This window comes from Chitinibacter sp. GC72, assembly GCF_009760905.1.
Classification (GTDB): Bacteria; Pseudomonadota; Gammaproteobacteria; order Burkholderiales; family Chitinibacteraceae; genus Chitinibacter.
The window spans coordinates 148,869-167,846 of the sequence record NZ_VIRW01000001.1; the positions used below are offsets into that span (position 1 = coordinate 148,869).

14 protein-coding genes are annotated in these 18,978 nt (G+C 54.2%); 4 read left to right on the top strand and 10 right to left on the bottom strand.

The genetic code is table 11. The features are described 5' to 3' along the window. Positions 1–66 precede the first annotated feature (66 nt). Positions 67–1,080, top strand: coding sequence for a diguanylate cyclase domain-containing protein (locus tag FLS37_RS00670; RefSeq protein WP_157313999.1), 1,014 nt, complete (start codon positions 67–69; stop codon positions 1,078–1,080). A 185-nt stretch (positions 1,081–1,265) separates the two neighbouring features. Here the strand turns inward: FLS37_RS00670 and FLS37_RS00675 are convergent, their stop codons facing one another. From FLS37_RS00675 to FLS37_RS00700, 6 genes are all read right to left on the bottom strand, one after another. Further along, a complete protein-coding gene (locus FLS37_RS00675) occupies positions 1,266–3,101 on the bottom strand; it encodes an ABC transporter ATP-binding protein (RefSeq protein WP_157314000.1) in 1,836 nt (611 codons plus the stop codon). Positions 3,102–3,266: 165 nt separating this feature from the next. Further along, entirely contained in the window at positions 3,267–4,685 is a 1,419-nt protein-coding gene (locus tag FLS37_RS00680) for a C13 family peptidase (RefSeq protein ID WP_157314001.1), read from the bottom strand. Between the two features lie 235 nt (positions 4,686–4,920). Further along, positions 4,921–6,873, bottom strand: a complete 1,953-nt coding sequence (locus FLS37_RS00685; protein WP_157314002.1) for a glycoside hydrolase family 19 protein — start codon at positions 6,871–6,873, stop codon at positions 4,921–4,923. Between the two features lie 388 nt (positions 6,874–7,261). After that, entirely contained in the window at positions 7,262–9,283 is a 2,022-nt protein-coding gene (locus FLS37_RS00690; RefSeq protein ID WP_198314428.1) for a glycoside hydrolase family 19 protein, read from the bottom strand. Positions 9,284–9,559: 276 nt separating this feature from the next. After that, a complete protein-coding gene (locus FLS37_RS00695) occupies positions 9,560–10,258 on the bottom strand; it encodes a TIGR01621 family pseudouridine synthase (protein WP_198314429.1) in 699 nt (232 codons plus the stop codon). After that, positions 10,237–10,707: a DMT family transporter gene (locus tag FLS37_RS00700; protein ID WP_232522455.1), complete on the bottom strand. Its 471-nt coding sequence runs from the start codon at positions 10,705–10,707 to the stop codon at positions 10,237–10,239. Before FLS37_RS00700 ends, FLS37_RS00695 begins: the two co-directional genes overlap by 22 nt. Before the next feature lie 132 nt (positions 10,708–10,839). Here FLS37_RS00700 and FLS37_RS00705 point away from each other — a divergent pair, with 132 nt between their 5' ends. Both FLS37_RS00705 and FLS37_RS00710 read left to right on the top strand, forming a co-directional pair. Beyond that, a complete protein-coding gene (locus FLS37_RS00705) occupies positions 10,840–11,163 on the top strand; it encodes a rhodanese-like domain-containing protein (protein ID WP_157314005.1) in 324 nt (107 codons plus the stop codon). Between the two features lie 97 nt (positions 11,164–11,260). Next, the gene (locus FLS37_RS00710; protein ID WP_157314006.1) at positions 11,261–11,566 is read left to right on the top strand and encodes an antitoxin Xre/MbcA/ParS toxin-binding domain-containing protein; all 306 of its coding nucleotides are present in this window, start codon (positions 11,261–11,263) and stop codon (positions 11,564–11,566) included. A gap of 164 nt (positions 11,567–11,730) precedes the next feature. On the opposite strand, the gene FLS37_RS00715 is transcribed toward FLS37_RS00710, so the two are convergent. Together FLS37_RS00715 and FLS37_RS00720 are read right to left on the bottom strand one after the other, a co-directional pair. Then, positions 11,731–13,716: a U32 family peptidase gene (locus tag FLS37_RS00715; RefSeq protein ID WP_157314007.1), complete on the bottom strand. Its 1,986-nt coding sequence runs from the start codon at positions 13,714–13,716 to the stop codon at positions 11,731–11,733. A 45-nt stretch (positions 13,717–13,761) separates the two neighbouring features. Then, positions 13,762–14,616, bottom strand: coding sequence for a TatD family hydrolase (locus FLS37_RS00720; protein ID WP_157314008.1), 855 nt, complete (start codon positions 14,614–14,616; stop codon positions 13,762–13,764). Between the two features lie 75 nt (positions 14,617–14,691). Here FLS37_RS00720 and FLS37_RS00725 point away from each other — a divergent pair, with 75 nt between their 5' ends. After that, positions 14,692–15,681: a TerC family protein gene (locus tag FLS37_RS00725; RefSeq protein ID WP_157314009.1), complete on the top strand. Its 990-nt coding sequence runs from the start codon at positions 14,692–14,694 to the stop codon at positions 15,679–15,681. Positions 15,682–15,767: 86 nt separating this feature from the next. Here the strand turns inward: FLS37_RS00725 and FLS37_RS00730 are convergent, their stop codons facing one another. Continuing rightward, the gene (locus FLS37_RS00730) at positions 15,768–17,615 is read right to left on the bottom strand and encodes a FimV family protein (protein WP_157314010.1); all 1,848 of its coding nucleotides are present in this window, start codon (positions 17,613–17,615) and stop codon (positions 15,768–15,770) included. A 303-nt stretch (positions 17,616–17,918) separates the two neighbouring features. Next, a complete protein-coding gene (locus FLS37_RS00735) occupies positions 17,919–18,968 on the bottom strand; it encodes a DUF475 domain-containing protein (protein ID WP_157314011.1) in 1,050 nt (349 codons plus the stop codon). Positions 18,969–18,978: the final 10 nt, after the last annotated feature.

The following is an 18,978-nucleotide window of genomic DNA, read 5'->3' on the forward strand; positions in this document are numbered from 1 at the left end:
ATACTTACAAAAATGTAGCAGTCAGAAATTCATCCCCGCCTATCCATTGCAATACGGGATTTGAAAATGCAGGAAAATGTGATTCCCACGCTGGCCACTGCGCTTGAAACCGAGAAAACGTTTGAAGGCGTGGTACGTCAATTGCTCGGCATGCTTGAATTAGTCACCGATCTTGAATCAAGCTATCTGACTCAAATCGATCTGGACAAAGGCGTGCAAAGCATTTTGTATTCCCGCAACAGCAAGGCGATGCAGATTCCCGAAGGATTGTCCGTCCCCTGGGGCGACACCTTATGCAAACGTGCGCTGGAAGAGAAAACCCCGTACACCGATGACGTCGCCCAGTGCTGGGGCGACTCTGAAGCCGCCAAAGCCCTGGGCATTGCCACCTATGCCAGCACGCCTATTTATCTGGAAGATGGCAGCTTATACGGCACCTTGTGCGCTACCAGTGCTGAACCCAAGCCGCTGACGGGCAAAGGCCAGCAGTTTCTAGCGCTATTTGCCCAGCTTATTGCGCAATACGCGCAAAAAGAGCGACTGGTGCAGCAACTTCAATCGGCCAACTCGGCGCTGATCACCTATTCCTACACCGATCCATTAACAGGCCTGCATAATCGCCGTGCCATTATGGAAGAGCTCACGCGGCTATTCGCGCAAGCCCAGCGCAGTGGGCAACATATCGTGCTGGCCTTTATTGATCTGGATGGGTTTAAACAGATTAACGATGTGCACGGCCACGACGCGGGAGATGCGTTTCTCGTGCAAGTTGGGCAACGCCTCACCACCGGGCTTCGCGGCGGCGATTTGCTGGGGCGTCTGGGTGGCGACGAGTTTGTCGTCGCCGGGCTGGCTGCCACGGCAAGTGCTGCGGCTGGCGACGTCGTGGCCAGCCTGCAAGCACGCATTGGCCCGCTGCTGATCGGCCACTATGATCTGGGCACCAGCCAGTTGCAATATCAGGGCGCCAGTATCGGCGTGGTCATGGTCGACCCACACATCCACACCCCACAACAAGCCATGCAACAAGCTGATGCCGCAATGTACGTCAGCAAAAAACAAAGGAAAATGATGCATTAACACGACAATCTGCCGTACTTGATGCGCTGGCCCTAGATTGGGACGACCAGCTACTGGGCCTATACCTCGCCACGTATAGGCTCATAAAGCATATTTTTTATTATCTACAGCAAGATACCCAACAAAAGTATATTCAATTACAGTGATCAGGCGAAAACATGGCACACGCGATCTGAACACAAAGCTTAATCCTCTTCCCCCAAAAATCCACCGCTCTGGTGCGCCCACAGTCGGGCATAGATGCCATTGTGTGCGAGCAATTCGGCGTGGGTGCCTTGCTCGACGATGCGACCTTGGTCAAGTACGATCAGTCTGTCCATCGCCATAATGGTCGAGAGCCGGTGCGCGATGGCGACGACGGTTTTGCCTTCCATCAGCGTGTAAAGGCTGGCCTGAATGGCCGCTTCGACTTCGGAATCGAGCGCGCTGGTGGCTTCGTCGAGCAGCAGAATCGGCGCGTCTTTTAAAATCACCCGCGCAATCGCAATGCGCTGGCGCTGGCCGCCCGATAGCTTCACGCCCCGCTCGCCCACATGCGCGTCGTAGCCGCTACGCCCTGCCGGATCGCTCAGGCTGCTGATGAAATCATGCACTTCGGCGCGCTGCGCGGCGCGGATCATGGCCTCCTCGCTGGCGTCAGGCTGCCCATACAGAATATTGTCGCGCACCGAGCGATGCAGCAAGGAGGTATCTTGCGTCACCATACCGATCTGGTGGCGCAGGCTGTCTTGCGTTACTTGCGCGATGTCCTGGCCGTCGATACGGATCTGGCCAGACTGAATATCGTAAAAACGCAGCAGCAGATTCACAATCGTCGATTTGCCCGCGCCGGAGCGGCCAACGAGGCCGATTTTCTCGCCGGGTTTGATGGTGAGTTGCAGCTGATCGATCACCGCTTTGGCTTGACGATCATTGCCGTAATTGAAACGCACCTGATCAAATTCGATCAGCCCTTGCGTCACTTGCAGCGGCTTGGCGTCCGCAGCGTCAAGCACCGTGGAGGGTTTGGATAGCGTATTGATACCGTCCTGCACCGTGCCGATGTTTTCAAACAGCCCGGCCATTTCCCACATGATCCAGTGCGACATGCCGCTCAGGCGCAAGGACATCGCAGTGGCGGCGGCTACTGCGCCCACCCCGACTTCACCTTGCGTCCACAGATACAGCACAGCACCAGCCGTCGAAGCAATCAGCAACATGCTCAGAATATGATTGGTGATTTCGAACAAGCTCACCAGCCGCATCTGGCCATGGACGGTATGCATGAATTCTTTCATGGCCGATTTAACAAACCCGGCTTCGCGCTGCGTGTGCGAGAACAATTTGACCGTACTGATATTGGTGTAGGCGTCGGTAATCCGGCCGGTCATCAATGATCTGGCGTCCGCTTGCGCGCGCGACACGCGACTCAGGCGCGGCACAAAATAGATCATCGCGACGATATAGAGCGCCAACCAGGCAAAAAACGGCAGCATCAGCCGCAAATCAAAACCGCCAGCCACCGCCGCCATGGTGACAAAGTAGATGGTGACAAAGACCAGAATATCAGTGGTGGTCAGCACCGTATCGCGCACGGCCAGCGCGGTTTGCATCACTTTGGCCGAAATGCGTCCGGCAAATTCATCCTGATAAAAACTCATACTCTGGCCGAGCATCTGGCGGTGAAACTGCCAGCGCAAACGCATCGGAAAATTGCCCGCCAAGGTCTGGTGCTTGATCAGCGTTTGCAGCGCGATCAGCAGCGGGCTGGCGAGCAAAATCCCGAGCAGGAGCAGCAGATTGTGCTTTTCGTTTTGCCACAACAGGTGCGGTGATGTGCGACTCAGCCACTCGACGACATTGCCAAGCATGCTGTAGAGCAGCGCTTCAAACGCCCCGCACAGCGCGGTAAACAGCGCCAGTAGGGCAATATAAAGCCGCATGCCGCGTGTGCAGCTCCAGACAAAACCGATAAACGTCGCCGGATGCTTGGGCAATTGATCCGGATAGGGGTGGATGAGTTTTTCAAAAAAGGCAAACATACGGCGACCATCGCAAGACAGGAATGGGATTGATTCTAAGCGATAAGCGCGATTGAAAGCGATGAGTAAATTTTACTTTTTCCAGCGCACAAGAAAAAGGCAATACCCAATTGGGTATTGCCATGTAGATCATATCTGAAAACACCTGTAGCGATATACCCTTTACTAAGGTTTAAAGCGCGCTTCCAGTTGCGCCAGCTTGGCGCGGATATTGGCGCCCATGCTGATTTGCGGATTGGAGTAGCCATCGTCTTTGCCAGCCGCGATTTCGCGCTGGCGAATCAGCTCGCGGGCACTGTGATGCGCAGCTTCAAACGAGCGCGTTTTGCTGCGCAATTGCTCGTCAAACATGGCGCGGCCAAAAAAAGTCAGCTCGGATTTGCGGCCACAACCGTAGGAGGTGTTATCCGCGTCGGCGGCGGTCAGCACCAGCGTATCGGCACTGGCCAGCGGCGCAATCCAGCTGCCCGAGTAACACGCCGAAACGGCAATCACCCGGTGGCGCACGCCCGCCTCGTCCAGCCAGCGTTTGAGTTGCTGCGGCGTCACGCTATCGACCTGCATCGGCCAGAATCCCGCCGCCAGTTGCCCATCCTGCCCGCCGTGCGAAGTGAGATACACAAACAGAATATCTTCGTTCTGATCCATTTTACCGGCGATGGCGGTAATGCTACGCCGCAGATTCAGCGGCGTTGCCCACGGCCACTGCCCCAGTGTTTCAACGTGATTGATTAGCTCGATCCCGCGCCCGGCGGCGTCAAAGCGTTGCGCCATCACGCTGGATACCATGCCCGCTTCCCGGCGGAAAACGTCTTCGTCGGCTTCGGGGGCAAAAGCAATGGTATAGAGATCCACCACACCAGCGCGTTGGGGGGCAACTTCGCCCAGCTTGGCATGCAGCAGCGCAGGCTGCGCTTCCATCACTTCCTGCGTCAGCACCAGACTTGGGCGATCGGCATAGCCCTCGGCATCGGCATCCGGGGCGGGATACCAATAGGACATGGCCACGCCGGAGAAATACAGCGCCGAGAGCGCCAGTAAAATCAGCAACACCAGCGCAAAACGCAGCGAGTGGTGATTGCTGGCGTGCCAGAACACGGCCAGCTCGGCGACGGTGATCCATAAAAATGGCAGCGCATAGATGATCCACTGCGCGGTGTAGCTTTGGGCAAGGCCGTAGCGAGCCAGCAGCTGCGAGACGGCGTAAACCAGTCCCCACAGCAGGCTGGAAAACACATACAGCAATAAAATCAGGCTGAGCATTTTCACCTGCCGCGGCGGCACCGGCGCAGGCGGCTGCGCCACATACGCGAGCCAGCAAATCACCAAAAAATAGGCCGCGTTTTGCAGCCCGGTGATCCAGGCAAATTGCTGCGGCCCGCTGCTGCCCAGCCACGCCATCAGAATGCTAACCCCCTGATCCAGAGCAAATAGCAAGAAAATCAGCCACGGCGAAGCAGGCAATTGCTCCCAGTGCGGTGCGCGAAAGATCAGGCTGCGTGCCGTCTCGCGCCATAGGGCGTGCAGCGTGGGATGGGTCGTGGCGGTCTGGATGGGCAAACTGGCATTCAGCGTGTCGGACATTGTCATTTCCATGCTCAATCGAAATGCCAGTTTATAACAAACCTTGTCAGCAATTGAGCTGCTCACTCATTTGCTTCAGGAGTGTGGCGTTTTGGGTATTCATGGGTATACCCTGCCAGCAATTACTGGATATGGCCCACATAAATATACATGGCTATGTATGTAACTACATCAGCCCGCTGGTCAAAAAAACGGCAGCCTAAGCTGCCGTTTTATCATCAATCACCGGTCGTGATTATTTGGTGTTATCAATCACAATCTGGCCATTGTGTTTCACCTGACCACGGAACATATAGTCAACGCAGGCTTTGTAATCGCCTGGGTTAGCCAGGCTAAATGGCATCTGGTAATCAACCAGCGAGCAAGCCCACGATACGCCGCCCGGATTGTTGGCGTTGTAGCCCCAGTTTTTATCCAAGTAAGCTTTGGTTGCCGCTGCAGAACCAGGCTGGAAGCCTTTCATTGCGGCGCAACCCAGTGCTTCGTTGGCCGGGATGGTGACGCCCATTTCACGAGCAAATTCGCGGTAAGCTGCGATCCGGTTCTGGACTTGCGGTTTCTCTGCACCGCCGCCGCCACATTCGATACCGCCATTAATGATGTGCACCGTCGCGCCAAAGCCCGGGCTCATATTATTGGCCACGTCGACTGCATTCGGCACCCAAGTACCATCAACAACCCAGGTCATCGGTGGTTTTGGCGATTGTGGGTAAACCGCGAACCAGATTGCTGAAGCAAAGTTCAACCAGGTATCAGCAACGCGGCCTGGGTTGTCGAGCAAGACATTGACATCACCGTACAATGATTTGCTGAACGCGCCAAAGTTATAGTTCCATGACAATTGTTTGCTGCCACGGCCGAAGTAATCGATGTTTTTACCTTGGGCATTTTGTGCACAAGGATAGAAAATCGAGAAAATCGAGCTACCCGCGCCACTGAAGCAGTCTTGGTAGCTACCAACGGCCGAGCCTTCGTTGTAGCCATTTTCACGCAGATACCACAGCGCCTGTTTATACGTAGGCAGCGCGGTGTTTTGCTCCATCGTCGCCAGTACGGCGTTATTGTGCTCTGGATAAGTGCGTGCCGTCGCAGGCGTCAAAGCAGGCCAGTTGGCGCCGGTTTCTTGCGTGAAGTGAGCAAACGACGTGGCGAGCAATTTGCGGCAAATCGCATCGGCATCGCGGCCGTCGCTGTAGTTATCGCAATACGCCGGGAATTTCGCGACACCTTTGATGAAGTTCAAATAGGTGTAGTTGATATGACGAGCCGGAAACAGCGCGTCAAATTTGGCTTGACCCAGTACGCGTTCAACGCGTTTCACATTGTCTGGATTATTGGCTCCGCCGACGGTGACAGCTTCTACCTGGGCATCAGGCAAGACCCGCAAGGCGGCGCGAATACGGGCGATTGCACCAGCGTCAGTACCGGCCTGGCTGGCCAGTGCGTTTTCATCGGCAGTGAATTTCGCATTCGTTGGGTAACCCGCCGGAGCGGCGATATACATAATTTGCGGCTTGTACGCTGCAACTGGGCCTGGTGTTACGGGTGCCGTTGGCACCGGAGTTGCAGTACCGACTGGCGTTGCCGTTGGTATGCTCACTGGTGTTGCAGTCGGTGCTATTGTTGGTGCTGTAGTCACTGTTGGTGCTGGTGTGGCCGTTGGTGCAGGCGTCGTTCCGCCACCACTACATGCCCCCAGATCCTGCCATGGCGAATCCCATGAATTGGCCACTGTTTTGGGTACGTCGCTGGCTGAGGCGTACCACTGAGCTTTCCAGGTGCGGCCGTTATAGCTCACGGTGCTATTGGCGCTGTAAACCTGAGCAGTCCACGCGGGTGCGCTGCAGCCGCCGGCTACCGGTGTCGCTGTTGGCGCGCTGGTCGGCGTCGCGGTGGGCGCTGTTGTTGGTGTTGCTGTTGGTACTGTCGTGGGCACTGCAGTCGGCGCTACTGTTGGCGCAGCAGTAGGTGCAGCGCTTGGTGTTGCCGTCGCGACTGGCGGTGGCGTTGTCGTACCACCGCTCGTTACAAGCTTCCACAGCGTAGGGGTTGAGGCCGGATTCCAGTTCGCGCCAACATAAGCGGTATGTGTAACCAGTGCGGTGTAGTTCGACCCCAAATAATTAACTTGGGTACCTGCAGTATACGTTTGGCCTTCTTGCCAGTTGGCGGCAAAAACGGCGCTCATACTGATAGCAGCCATAGTTGAAACTGAAATAAAATGTAATGTTTTCACTCTTCCATCCTCTTGTTTTTATTGAAAATAATCAGAAATACAGAGGCATTCTTTAATGAACAAATTGCCATGTCAAACAGTATGTCGATTGAATTTACACCGTGTGGCAAGTGGCATTAACTTACATTTATCCGCCAACGAGCGAACGCTTGTAAGCTATAGTAGGAAGAGCGCTGCATGGCCAGCAGGGTGATGGAGTGGATTTATAGTCGCAATGAATTGGATACCAGTTGGCTGTTGTAGTTTGTCGATAAGACGCTACAGATTTTTCCGTGAATTTGCTCAGCATCAAGACAAAACGGCAGCCAAGGCTGCCGTTTTTGTTTGGGATGAAAGCAAATTACTTGGTGTTATCCACCACTACCTGACCATTGAACTTCACCTGGCCGCGGAAGAAGTAATCCACGCAGGCTTTGTAGTCGCCCGGATTGGCCAGGCTAAATGGCGTTTGGTAAGTGGCCAATTGGCAAGACCAGGACACGCCACCCGGATTGTTCGGGTTGTAATTCCAGCCCTTGTCAAGATAGGTTTTGGTCGCAGCAGCCGAGCCATCGGTGAAGCCTTTTGACGTACCGCAAGTCAGTTGCTCGCCGGTAATGTCAACGCCCAGCTCTTTGGTGAACTCTTTGTACGCCGCAATGCGGTTCAGCGATTGCTGTGACTCAGAACTACCTACGGTGCCGCCGGTTTTGCTACTTCGTCCGCATTCAATGCCACCGTTGATGATGTAAGTCGTCGCACCAAAACCAGGTGACATGCCGTTGGCTACATCAACCTGATTTGGCTGCCAAGTACCATCAACCACCCACGTCATTGGTGGTTTTGGCGATTGTGGATACACCGCAAACCAGATCGCTGACGCGAAGTTCATCCAGGTATCTGCCACTAAGCCAGGCTTGTCGAGCAAGACGTTCACGTCGCCGTACATCGATTTGCTGAATGGGCCGTAGTTGTAGTTCCAAGACAATTGCTTAGAGCCACGACCGAAGTAGCTGAAATACTGGCCTTGTTCGTTTTTACCGCATGGGTAGAAGATCGAGAAGATCGAGCCGCCCGCGCCATTAAAGCAATCTTGGTAGCCACCTACGCCTGAACCTTCTTGCATGCCTTGTTCACGCAGGAACCACAGGCCTTGACGGAAGGTTGGAATCGCCGTGTTTTGCTCCATTGTTGCCAACACCGCGTTGTTCTGATCGGCGTAGCCGCGTGCGGTTGCAGGCGTCAAAGCTGGCCAGTTCGCGCCGGTTTCTTGCGCAAAGTGAGCAAATGACGTTGCCAACAGTTTTTTACAAATCAGGTCTGAATCGCGACCATCGGTGTAGGTCTGGCAATACGCTGGGAATTTCGCCACGCCTTTGAGCAAGTTCAGATACGTGTATTTCACGTTGCGTACAGGGAAGAAGTAATCAAACTTCGATTCAGGCAATACACGTTCAACGCGTTTGACGTTGTCTGGATTGCCCGCCGCACCTGGCACGACGGCATCAACCACCGAATCAGGGCGAACCTGCAAGGCTTCACGGATGCGCTCTATTGTTTTCGCGTCCGAGCCAGCCTGGCTGTATAGCGCTTGTTCGGCCGCCAGGAATTGCGCATCGCTTGGGTAGCCCGCAGGTGCCGCCACAAAGGTGATTTGCGGTTTATACGCTGCCGGTGCAGTAGTTGGCGCTGCAGTTGGGCCTGCGCTTGTCACTGGTGTTGAACTTGGCGTTGGCGCTACCGTCACGGCAGGCGTTGGGCTGGCAGTGGCAACCGGGCTGGCCGTTGGCTTCACCGTCACCACGGGGGTGGAAGTTGGTTTGGCGGTGACGACCGGCGTGGCAGTCGGTACTGGCGTGGCGCCACCGGTGCCGCAAGTACCGCCCGCTTTCCACAAAGTAGGCGTTGCCGCCGGATTCCAGTTGGCGCCAACATATGCTGTGTGTGCTGAAAGGGAGGTATAGCTCGCTCCGCCATAGCTGACAACGTCTCCAGCCTTATACGTATTACCTTCTGCCCATACTCCACAAGAGCCTGGCAGGGCTGTAGGCGCTGCTGTTGGTGCCGTAGTTGGTGCGGCGGTCGGTTTGGCGCTTGGCGCTGCCGTAGGCGAAACAATCGGCGTACTCGTTGGCGCGCTGGTCACATTGGCAGTCGGTGCTGGCGTTGCACTGCCAGCCTGCAATTCCCAGGGGCCCCACTGCTCGGTGCCGGGCACATTGCCCTGCGTCCACCATTTTGCTTTGTAATCTTTACCCTGATAGCTCACCACCTGACCACCGGTGTATACCGTTTTGCTATCCCAGGCCGTTGCCGCCATCACTTGCACCGAGCAAATGGCTGCGGGAATAGCCGCCAACATCCAACGATTCAATTGGAACATAGATCCAGTCTCCATCCTTTTATGGGTGTCACCGATCCGGCGCACCTTTGGTTTAGGCGGCTATTTGCCGCTGCCAAATACTAACGAATCAGGATGGAAATTGCCTAGTGCCGATTGTCACATCTGTTGCATTATTTTACTTTTTTTCGTTTATTACACTCTTGTAATTTCAAAAAATAAAAGAGTCAATAATTCATTTGATCTAGCGCAAAAAACTGCTGTTTCTTTCCACTATATCAATAATTTAGATTTTTCTAATTTACTCAATCCATTCTTTTATTTGGGCCAGGCCAATTGGGCTGGCTGCGCAATATTTTCCAATTGGGCACAAAATAAATCGGAATGAAAATGAATTCCGCACTCGGGCAATGCGGTATAGCAGTAGGTATGCCCGGCAAATTCAAACTCCAGCGAATAGGCGTGCAGATACCCCCGGTCAGCATCGGTACCACCATAACGCGCATCGCCCAGAATCGGGCTACCCAGGCTTTTCATCGCCACGCGCAGCTGGTGCGTGCGCCCACTCAGGGGTTTGAGCACAAATAGGCGCAAGCCATTGCCTAGGCCAAAGCTGAAAAATTGCGTCGTCGCCAACAGGCCGCCTTCGCGAACGAGCTTCCAGCAGCCATTGCGGCCTTTGTCCATGCCACCCTGAATTTTGCCCTGCTTTTTGGCCGGTTTTTTATCGCTGAGCGCCAGATAATATTTCTGCATCCGGTGTTCGCTAAACAGCGCCGAAAACTGCCGCGCCGCTTCGGCGTGCCGGGCCAGCACCAGCAGGCCGGAGGTCATTTTATCGAGCCGGTGTACCGTCAGCAGCCCGGAGAAGCCACTTTGCTCACGCACCAGATCAATCAAGCTTTCCTGCGCCTCGTTCTGGTGAAAATCCAGCCCGGCAGGCTTGTTGATCACAATAAAATCATTTTCAACAGCAATTACCGTGATGGCCGACATCAGGACGATTTCCCCAGCCATTGATCGCCAAAATTAACCAGCAGCGCACCCAGCACAATCAGCCCGGCGCCCAGCAGACGCGGCCAGCTTAAATCGCGCAGCGGCAGACCCAGCCAGCCAAACCGGTCAAACAGCAGCGAGGCCACCACCTGGCCACCAATAATCAGCGCCATCATCGACGCCGCCCCGAGCTTTGGCGCAATCAGCGTGGTACCAAATACGAACATCGCGCCCATCACGCCCCCCAGCAGCATCCAGGGCTCGGCTTTGGTGATCGACAACAAGCCGCTCATTTTCTGCCCGGTCAGCGCCGACATCAGCAGCAAAGTCAGAATACCAACGGCAAACGACACCAGCGCAGCAAGCAAGGTGCTGCCGCCAATCACGGTTTTCAGCTGGTTATTCACAGCAGCTTGCAGCGGCACGATCAGTCCGATCAGCAAGGCAAACAGGGCATAAAAAGATTGCATGCGCACAACGTCCATACAGGGAGGAGCGCCAATTCTACTGTGATCACGGCGCTTTGCCGCAGAATTTGCTATTCATTGCGGCCGGAAAAAGTAGAATAAGGGGATTCTCTCATCGAGCTACAGGTTTTTTTCATGCATCATATTACGGCTGTCGAACTTAAAAACTGGCTGGACGACACCACGCTGGAAGCACCCAAATTGCTGGATGTGCGCGAAAGCTGGGAGCTGGCGCTATGCCAGATTGCGGGCAGCGAGCATATTCCTATGGGCAATATCCCCGGTGATCTGGCCCGGCTGGATCCGGATGCCACCTATGTGGTGATCTGCCATCATGGCGTACGCAGTTATCAGGTTGCTGGCTTTTTGGAGCGGCAAGGTTTTGAAAAAATGATTAATCTGGATGGCGGCATCGCCGCATGGGCCGAGCAGGTAGACCCGGCGATGGCGAGATACTAAAATGGAATGGCGGTTTTTTTCTAGCCGCCCCACTATACCCATCTGGTGTATAAACCAAAAACTCAAGCAAGGAAAGCTCCTCGGAGCTATACCCCATATGAATCGTATACCGGAATTTCTGGCTCTCCTTGAGAGCGAATTGGTCGATCAGCCGGATTTATACGCCGATCTGCGCGCCGTCATGCAGTTTGAGCCCTATAGCCTGCTACCCTGGCTACCCCTGCTGGACGCCGCCGCTCACAAGCTGGGTGATATGCCCACCGTCGTCAAATGGCTCACCTGCCCGCATATTGATCTGGATGGCGCAGCACCAGCCTCGCTCGTCGGTAGCGACAACGGCGTCGCCCGCGCCCGCACGCTGCTGGAACAATACGAGCCGCTGCCACCATGGCGACAGCCATGAAAATCAAACATCAGCGACAGCCATGAAGATCAAACATCAGTGGCAGTCATAAAGGTAAATCCACGCGACAGCGCTTAAGCCATCAATAGGCCTAGCCACCACCAGCCGGATTAGCCAATCAAATGCCCCGACTGTTGCTGGCGTGGCTTTGGCTAGCTAAAATTTTAATGCCCATAGCCTTCGGGCTTGGCTTTGTAAAACTCAATGGTTTGCACATTGGCGGTGGTTGGTGGCGGCGCTTTTAGAATATGCGGTTTCATCTTGCCGACCACGTGCATCTCACAGGGTTTGCAGTCAAAATCGAGGCGATAGCTTTCCGAGCCTGAGCTTAAAGTCATCGAATCGGCCTTGATCTGGCCTTTAACGCCAATCACACCTTTGGCCTGTTTCGGGCACAAATTAAAGCTAAAGCGCAGGCAGTGTTTGGTCACCATTAACGGCACTTCACCCGCTTCTTCGTGCGCTTCATACGCCGCAGCGATCAATTTAACGCCGTGCTGAGCATAAAATTCGCGCGCTTTGGCATTGTACACATTGCCCAAAAATGACAGCGTTTCATCGGGGTATTGCGCTGGAGGCTCAACTGGCGCTTTGCGTTCAGGCCTATACCATGCTGCAATTCGCGCAGCTTCCAATTGCTCAACCGCATCGCGGCGCAAGGCGTTAATCACCGAAGCTGGCGCAAACCAAGGTTGCGATAAATTGAGTGCGACGTCTTCCGCATAAAACATCGTATTACCGAGCTTGGCCAGATTATCACGCAGCGTGCTCCACGCTTTGTCGGCGTTTTGGGCGACTTCTAGCGTCAGTGGCGCGGCCACTGTGGCGCTACAGCCGTCGGCGTCGGTGATATTGAGCGACAAGCCCGATTCGGTCTCGCTGAGGGTCAACCAGACGCCGATTTTGCGCTCAGCCGATTTTTTATTTAGCGCCTGCTCCCACGCGTGATCGCGGTTGCGGTGGATTGGCGTGCCGGCTTTCAAACCGACCAATTCACTCATCATTTCATTCGGGAACACCCGCCAGATACCCGCGGCTTTATTCGCGGCTTCGACTGTATTGGCTTGCACGCCAACCACTTCACGTTTTTTCATGAAGTTTAATCCGTCGCCATTGCTCATCGCGTCGTTCTGATCGGCGACTTCCAGCTCGAAATACTTGTCGGTGACTTTGGTCACGGTACCCAGCGGCACGCCGACGTATTTGGGCGAATCAAACGCGCCGATGTCTTCTTTGCGCGCGGTGGCAAAATAATCGGTGTGGCCGCGGTGGAATGATTTATCAACATCGGGGCGAAAGAATATATCGCTGCGCCCGCTGGAGGCGGGCGCGAATTCGCTGCGCTGCTCCATGATTTCGTCGAGCAACAAGCGGTAATGTGCCGTGATGTTTTTGACGTACTGCATGTCTTTATAGCGGCCTTCGATCTTGAACGAGCGCACGCCGGCGTCGATCAGCGCTTCCAGATTATTGGTCTGATCGTTGTCTTTCATCGACAGCAAATGCTTATCAAACGCGACGACACGGCCGTTTTGGTCGGTCAGCGTGTACGGCAAACGACAGGCTTGCGAGCAATCGCCACGATTGGCGCTGCGGCCGGTGTGCGCGTGGCTGATATTGCATTGGCCCGAAAACGCCACACACAAAGCGCCGTGAATAAAATATTCAATCGTTGCTCTGTCGCCCATGTAGTCGCTGATTTGCTTGACCTTGCCCAAGCCAAGCTCGCGCGCCAAGACGACTTGCGAGAAACCCACATCAGCCAAAAACGCCGCTTTTTCCGGCGTGCGAATATCGCACTGCGTGCTGGCGTGTAGCTGAATCGGTGGAATATCGAGTGACAGTACGCCCATATCTTGCACGATTAGCGCGTCAACACCGGCTTCATACAGCTGAATAATCTGCTGGCGCGCCGGTTCTAATTCGGAGTCATGCAAAATCGTATTGAGTGTGACAAAAATACGCGAGTGATAGCGATGTGCAAATTTGACTAGCTCGGCGATGTCTTCAATCGAATTGCTGGCGTTATGCCGCGCGCCAAACCCTGGACCGCCGATATACACCGCATCCGCACCGTGCAAAATGGCTTCGCGGCCGATTTCGGCGTTTTTAGCAGGAGACAGCAGTTCGAGTTGGTGGGGCAGCAGCATGGGTGATTCCGGAATGAAACTTCAAGGCGCGGAAGTATAGCGGAATCAAGGGCTTGTGCGGCAATTTATGCGATCAGGGGGACAGGAAAGAAGGGAAAAAAGGGGCAGCCCCAGAATTCGATAGGTGTTTTCACGGCTTTGTTTGGCTACCTCAGCCAGAGTGCATTGGCGCAGATCAGCTAAGGTCTGGGCGATTCTTGGTAGCTGGGCTGGCTCGTTCCGGCCGGGCGGGCTTCCTGGCTGCCCACTTGCCAGCCAGCTTGGCGCAATATCGGGCGAATCGGTTTCCAGCACGATGGATTCAAGCGGCAAACTTTGCGCCAAGCGGCGAATTCGTTGCGAACCGTTGTAAGTCATCGCGCCACCAAAGCCCAGTGCGAAACCCAGCTTGATAAATTCATCCGCCTGCTGCTCGCTGCCATTAAAGGCGTGCGCGATGCCGCCCTTCACCCGCCATTTGCGCAGGTATTTCAGCACCTGATCCTGGCTGCGCCGGATATGCACGATCACCGGCAAGTCAAAATCACGGGCGATTTTAAGCTGGGCTTCAAAAAAATGGATTTGTCGTGTCGGATCAAGTTCGGGCAGATAAAAATCCAGGCCGATTTCCCCCACGGCCAGCGCCAGACCCCGCTGCAATTGTTCGCGCAGAATCACCAGGTGCTCGTCACGGTGCTGCACTTCATAAATCGGGTGCAGGCCCAATGCGATCAATGCGCCATAGCGCTGCTGCATCAGCAAGGTTTGCGGGAAGGTCGCAGCGGTAATTGCCGGTACCAGCCATTGCCCTACCCCTTGCTCACGCGAGCGCGCCACCACACTATCGCGGTCATGCTCGAACTCGGCGGCGTCAAGATGGCAGTGGCTATCAATGAAACTTATTGTATATTCTGCACTCATAGCGTGAATAATACGCACGCGCGCTTTATAGATAAACCAACACTGATTAAAAATGCCGTACGGCAAGGGATAGATATGGAATTTTTTAGTGCTCTGTGGGTTGGCTACCCACTATGGGTCTGGCTGATGTTTTTTGGCTTGGTCATCGGCCTGCTGGCTTTTGACCTAGGCGTGCTGCACAAGGATCAACATGAAATCAGTGTTAGCGAAAGCCTGAAGCTTTCGGCTTTCTACATTTTTATGGGTCTGGCTTTTGGTGGCTGGCTGTGGTGGTACAAAGGCTCGACAGCCGGCATGGAATACGTGACCGGCTATCTGATTGAAAAATCCCTGTCGATGGATAATGTCTTTGTAATTGCCCTGATTTTCACCAGTCTGGGCGTACCACGGATGTATCAGCACCGTGTTTTGTTCTGGGGCATTCTGGGCGTGATTCTGATGCGCGCCGTGATGATCGGTCTGGGCGCAGTGCTGGTAGCCAAGTATCAGGGTGTACTGGTGCTGTTTGGCGCTTTCCTGATTTTCACCGGGATCAAAATGCTGATTGCCGACGACGAACACGGCAAACTGGAAGACAACAAGTTCTACCAGTGGATACGCAGCCATATGCGCTTTACCCCGACATTGCACAATGAAAAATTCTGGGTGCGCGGCGAGGACCACGGTCTGGCCAAAGGCTGGTGGGCAACACCGCTGTTTCTGACGCTGATTCTGGTCGAAACAGCCGATCTGGTTTTTGCAGTCGATAGTATTCCGGCCATTTTCGCGATCACGCAAGATCCGTTTATTGTCTACACGTCGAATATTTTTGCGATTCTGGGCTTGCGTGCGCTGTACTTTGCGCTGGCCGCAATGGTGCATCGCTTCCATTATCTGAAATATGCGCTGTCCATCGTACTGGTATTTATCGGGGTCAAAGTCGGTCTAGTGTACTTCAACCATGAAGGCCTGGTTGATTTCAAAATCCCGACAGGCGTTTCATTGGGCGTCACCTTCGGCTTGCTGCTGGCAGGTGTACTGTACTCGCTGTGGAAAACGCGTAACGAGCCGTTTCCGGAAGCCTGATCGGTCAGCCTTGAAAAGCACATAAAAATGAGCAGCCTTGGCTGCTCATTTTTTTTCATCCGTGTTCGGCCAGCAAATATTGAGAATCAGCTTTTCTTTGCTTGCTTCTCATCGTCAAACTGGATGTCTTCAACGTTAAATTCAAACTGATCCAGCGATGACATTTCGCTGGGGTTTTTCAGCACCGCAACGGGCGGAATCTGCGGTACATCAGCGCCTGTTTCAATCAACGGGGCTGCCGGAGGCGCTTTGTAAGCGGCCTTGGCCTGTGGCTGGGGCTGCAACAAAGCCATCAGATCAGCCTGATCCTGTCCCGCTTCGTTGACGACTGGCGCGGATTCAATCATCGATTCAGCAGCAGGCTCTGTCACGGCGGCGCTCAGCCCGACAATCGCTAGATCAACCTCTGCCGGCTCGGTTTTTTCAGCTGGTTCAAGCCGGGTAAACAGCGGGCATTCCGGTGCAAGCTTAAAGCCAATACTGCGCACCAGCTCCCAATCGTCGTCTGCCGGAGTTGGCGTTTGCGCACGGAATTTGTGCGCCAGCTGGATATAGTCCGACTTCATGCCTTGCTGGCGATAAACGCGGAACAGCATCAGCCAGCGTTCAACGTCAAGCGGGTCGGCATCCAGCAATTGCTGCATCAATTCAATCGCACGCAAGGTATCGCCTTGCACCAGATACAGTTGAACCTGATCCATACCGTTCACGTCTTCGTCGATCACTTCAAAAGCCGAATCGGCGTGACGCACCAGGGACAACTGAGTTTGTTCGGGTGTACGCGGAACAAAATTGGTTTTGAGCACGCTCATGATACTGTCGCTGATACTGACTGAGTCGGCATCATTTCTTTCATTACGACGCAGCCACCACCAGATAGCAGCCCCCAGCGTGCCCAAACCAATGAATAAGGGCCAGTGCCAGCCGCCCTCTTCTTCGGTGCTGCGTTTTTTGACGGCAGGAGCAACCTGGATTGCGGACGCAGCAAGCGGCTGCGCCGGTAATGCAGTAGGCGTCTGGGTCACGACGGCACTAGCTCCCTTCATCGCCAGCGCACTTTGTGCCAGGCGCTGATCCAGCGCTTCAATTTCCAGCTGCAGTTTTTTCCTTAACTCGCTCAACTCGGCAATTTTGGTTTCCAGCTCTTTGATTTGCACATCAGGTCTGGCCTGATCCGACTTGGGTGCGACAGCTGCGCTGCGTTCTTCGCCTTCAATCCGCAATTTTCCTGCCACATTCGAATTATCGGCCAGCCCCATGGGTCGATTGTCCATGGCGACGGGTTTGGCTTTGTGCCGCACCGGAATATTGACGCGGCTACCGGCGGCGACCGTATCCATCTCGGCCAACTCGGGGTTGCTGCGTTTGAGCCTTGCCAGATAGCGTTGGTATTCCGGTGAATGGGTCGGGTAATAGCGCTGGGCAATATCTTCCAGACTGGTATTTTGCCGCACGGTAATTGCCGTCGTGCCTTTGGTTGCGCGACGCCCTTCTATCGAAGTGGGCAACTTGCTGATGGCCGTTCTGTCGCTGACCACGGGCACATCAACAATGGGCGCAGGATCAAGAAACACCAGAAAATCACGCGTTAGATTGATATTGTTGCATTCAACATGAAAGGCAAAGCCCACAATGGGCTCGTCGGCATTTTTGCCAGAAACCAGCCTGATAACCCCACTGCTGCCATCGCCGTACGGAATCAGCTGGATGCTGGCAGCTCCGATATAGCTGGCGTCGCTGCTGCCTTGCCGTAACTGATAGCAATCTTCCAGCAATTGCTCGTCGCTACCCAAACGGTAAGGAATATCAGCCATAAACCGCTGACCAATATAGGATTTGAGCTGCAGTTCACCCAAAGTCATGGCGTGGCTACCTTGCATGGCCAGAAGCAAGGCAATGGGGGCAAAGATCAATGGCGAGAATGTTTTGTTCATTTTGACCCACCTGCTTGAGCAAATTTGCATCCCTTTGTTTTTAGCTGACGTATTCAAAAAGCCAAAGCCAATATGTGGATAATTTTCAAGGCCAGCCTGCGTGTAATGGCGAGTCCAAACGCCGCACACAGCAGCAAGCTGCAGCGCAATACCGGCCATCGGCAAGTCGGCTTGAAAATCGCAACGTGGGCCGAATTACGCCTATATGTGCGGGGTAAAAATGCCAAAAGCGGCATCGCTAGCCGCTTTTGTCTATTACATACTCCACTCATGTATATGAATAGAGAAAATAATTATCAATCCTCAGGAAGATATACCCCCTTCTTTATTGCGAACAGCCCAGGAATGCAGCACGGCCAGCACAATCAGCAAGGCGGCGACACCGCCGGTGATGACTTCCGGAATATGAAAGCGGGCGGCGAGCAGCATCACCAGAGCGAGCGCACCAATTGCCCAGAATGCGCCATGCTCCAGATACTTGAAGGCATTGAGCGTTTCTTTCTCAACCAGCATCAGCGTAAAGCTGCGCACAAACATCGCCCCGATCCCGAGGCCAATGGCGATCAGAAAGATATTTTTGGTCAGCGCAAACGCGCCCAGCACACCGTCAAATGAAAACGATGCGTCCAGTATTTCCAGATAAATAAAGCCACCCAAGCCGGTTTTAACCGTGGTTCCTTCATCGCCAATCAAGCCACCCAAGCCATCGACCAGCACGTAGACAATCACGCCCCAGATACCCGCTTCCAGAAAACGCAGGCCCTGCGCCGCTGGCAGGCTGGCCGTCATCAGCAGCAAAAGCAGCATGGCCAGCAAAACGGGCGCCATCTCCAGCTTGCCCAAACGCGAAAGCAACTGCTCTACCGGTTTGAACCAGTGCGTGTCCTTTTCGTAATCGAGAAAGAAATTCAGAAACACCAGCAATAAAAATGCCCCGCCAAAAGCCGTTACCTCGATATGCGCCGAAGTCAGAATAGCGGCATAGCGATCAGGCTCGACCATGGCCAGCGACAGCACATCATTCACCGGCCACGCGCCAGTACTGAAATAATCAAACAAGGCAATCGGCCCAGGCATGGGCGCCATGCCAGCGATGATCGCGACAATCAGCAAGGGGAAAATCACCCGCATGCCAAACACGGCAATCAGCATGCCCCACAGCAAAAACCGCTTGCGCCATTTCTCATCCCAGTGCTTGAGCACCGAAGCATTGACCACGGCATTATCAAAACTCAGGCTGGTTTCCAGCAGCGCCAGATTAAAGGCAATCCACAAACCAGCCCAGCCACCCAACATCCACGCGCCCAGCAAGCCACCCAGCGTGACTAGCAGCGAAGAATAAAAATATTTCATGGATGTAACA

What these genes read in the sequence shown, in the direction of transcription:
- FLS37_RS00705 (WP_157314005.1), top strand. Translation starts at nt 10,840, where the DNA reads ATGCATCATATTACGGCTGTCGAACTTAAAAACTGGCTGGACGACACC.
- FLS37_RS00670 (WP_157313999.1), top strand. Translation starts at nt 67, where the DNA reads ATGCAGGAAAATGTGATTCCCACGCTGGCCACTGCGCTTGAAACCGAG.
- FLS37_RS00685 (WP_157314002.1), bottom strand. Translation starts at nt 6,873, where the DNA reads ATGAGCGCCGTTTTTGCCGCCAACTGGCAAGAAGGCCAAACGTATACT.
- FLS37_RS00695 (WP_198314429.1), bottom strand. Translation starts at nt 10,258, where the DNA reads ATGGCTGGGGAAATCGTCCTGATGTCGGCCATCACGGTAATTGCTGTT.
- FLS37_RS00725 (WP_157314009.1), top strand. Translation starts at nt 14,692, where the DNA reads ATGGAATTTTTTAGTGCTCTGTGGGTTGGCTACCCACTATGGGTCTGG.
- FLS37_RS00675 (WP_157314000.1), bottom strand. Translation starts at nt 3,101, where the DNA reads ATGTTTGCCTTTTTTGAAAAACTCATCCACCCCTATCCGGATCAATTG.
- FLS37_RS00715 (WP_157314007.1), bottom strand. Translation starts at nt 13,716, where the DNA reads ATGCTGCTGCCCCACCAACTCGAACTGCTGTCTCCTGCTAAAAACGCC.
- FLS37_RS00690 (WP_198314428.1), bottom strand. Translation starts at nt 9,283, where the DNA reads ATGTTCCAATTGAATCGTTGGATGTTGGCGGCTATTCCCGCAGCCATT.
- FLS37_RS00700 (WP_232522455.1), bottom strand. Translation starts at nt 10,707, where the DNA reads ATGCAATCTTTTTATGCCCTGTTTGCCTTGCTGATCGGACTGATCGTG.
- FLS37_RS00720 (WP_157314008.1), bottom strand. Translation starts at nt 14,616, where the DNA reads ATGAGTGCAGAATATACAATAAGTTTCATTGATAGCCACTGCCATCTT.
- FLS37_RS00710 (WP_157314006.1), top strand. Translation starts at nt 11,261, where the DNA reads ATGAATCGTATACCGGAATTTCTGGCTCTCCTTGAGAGCGAATTGGTC.
- FLS37_RS00735 (WP_157314011.1), bottom strand. Translation starts at nt 18,968, where the DNA reads ATGAAATATTTTTATTCTTCGCTGCTAGTCACGCTGGGTGGCTTGCTG.
- FLS37_RS00730 (WP_157314010.1), bottom strand. Translation starts at nt 17,615, where the DNA reads ATGAACAAAACATTCTCGCCATTGATCTTTGCCCCCATTGCCTTGCTT.
- FLS37_RS00680 (WP_157314001.1), bottom strand. Translation starts at nt 4,685, where the DNA reads ATGTCCGACACGCTGAATGCCAGTTTGCCCATCCAGACCGCCACGACC.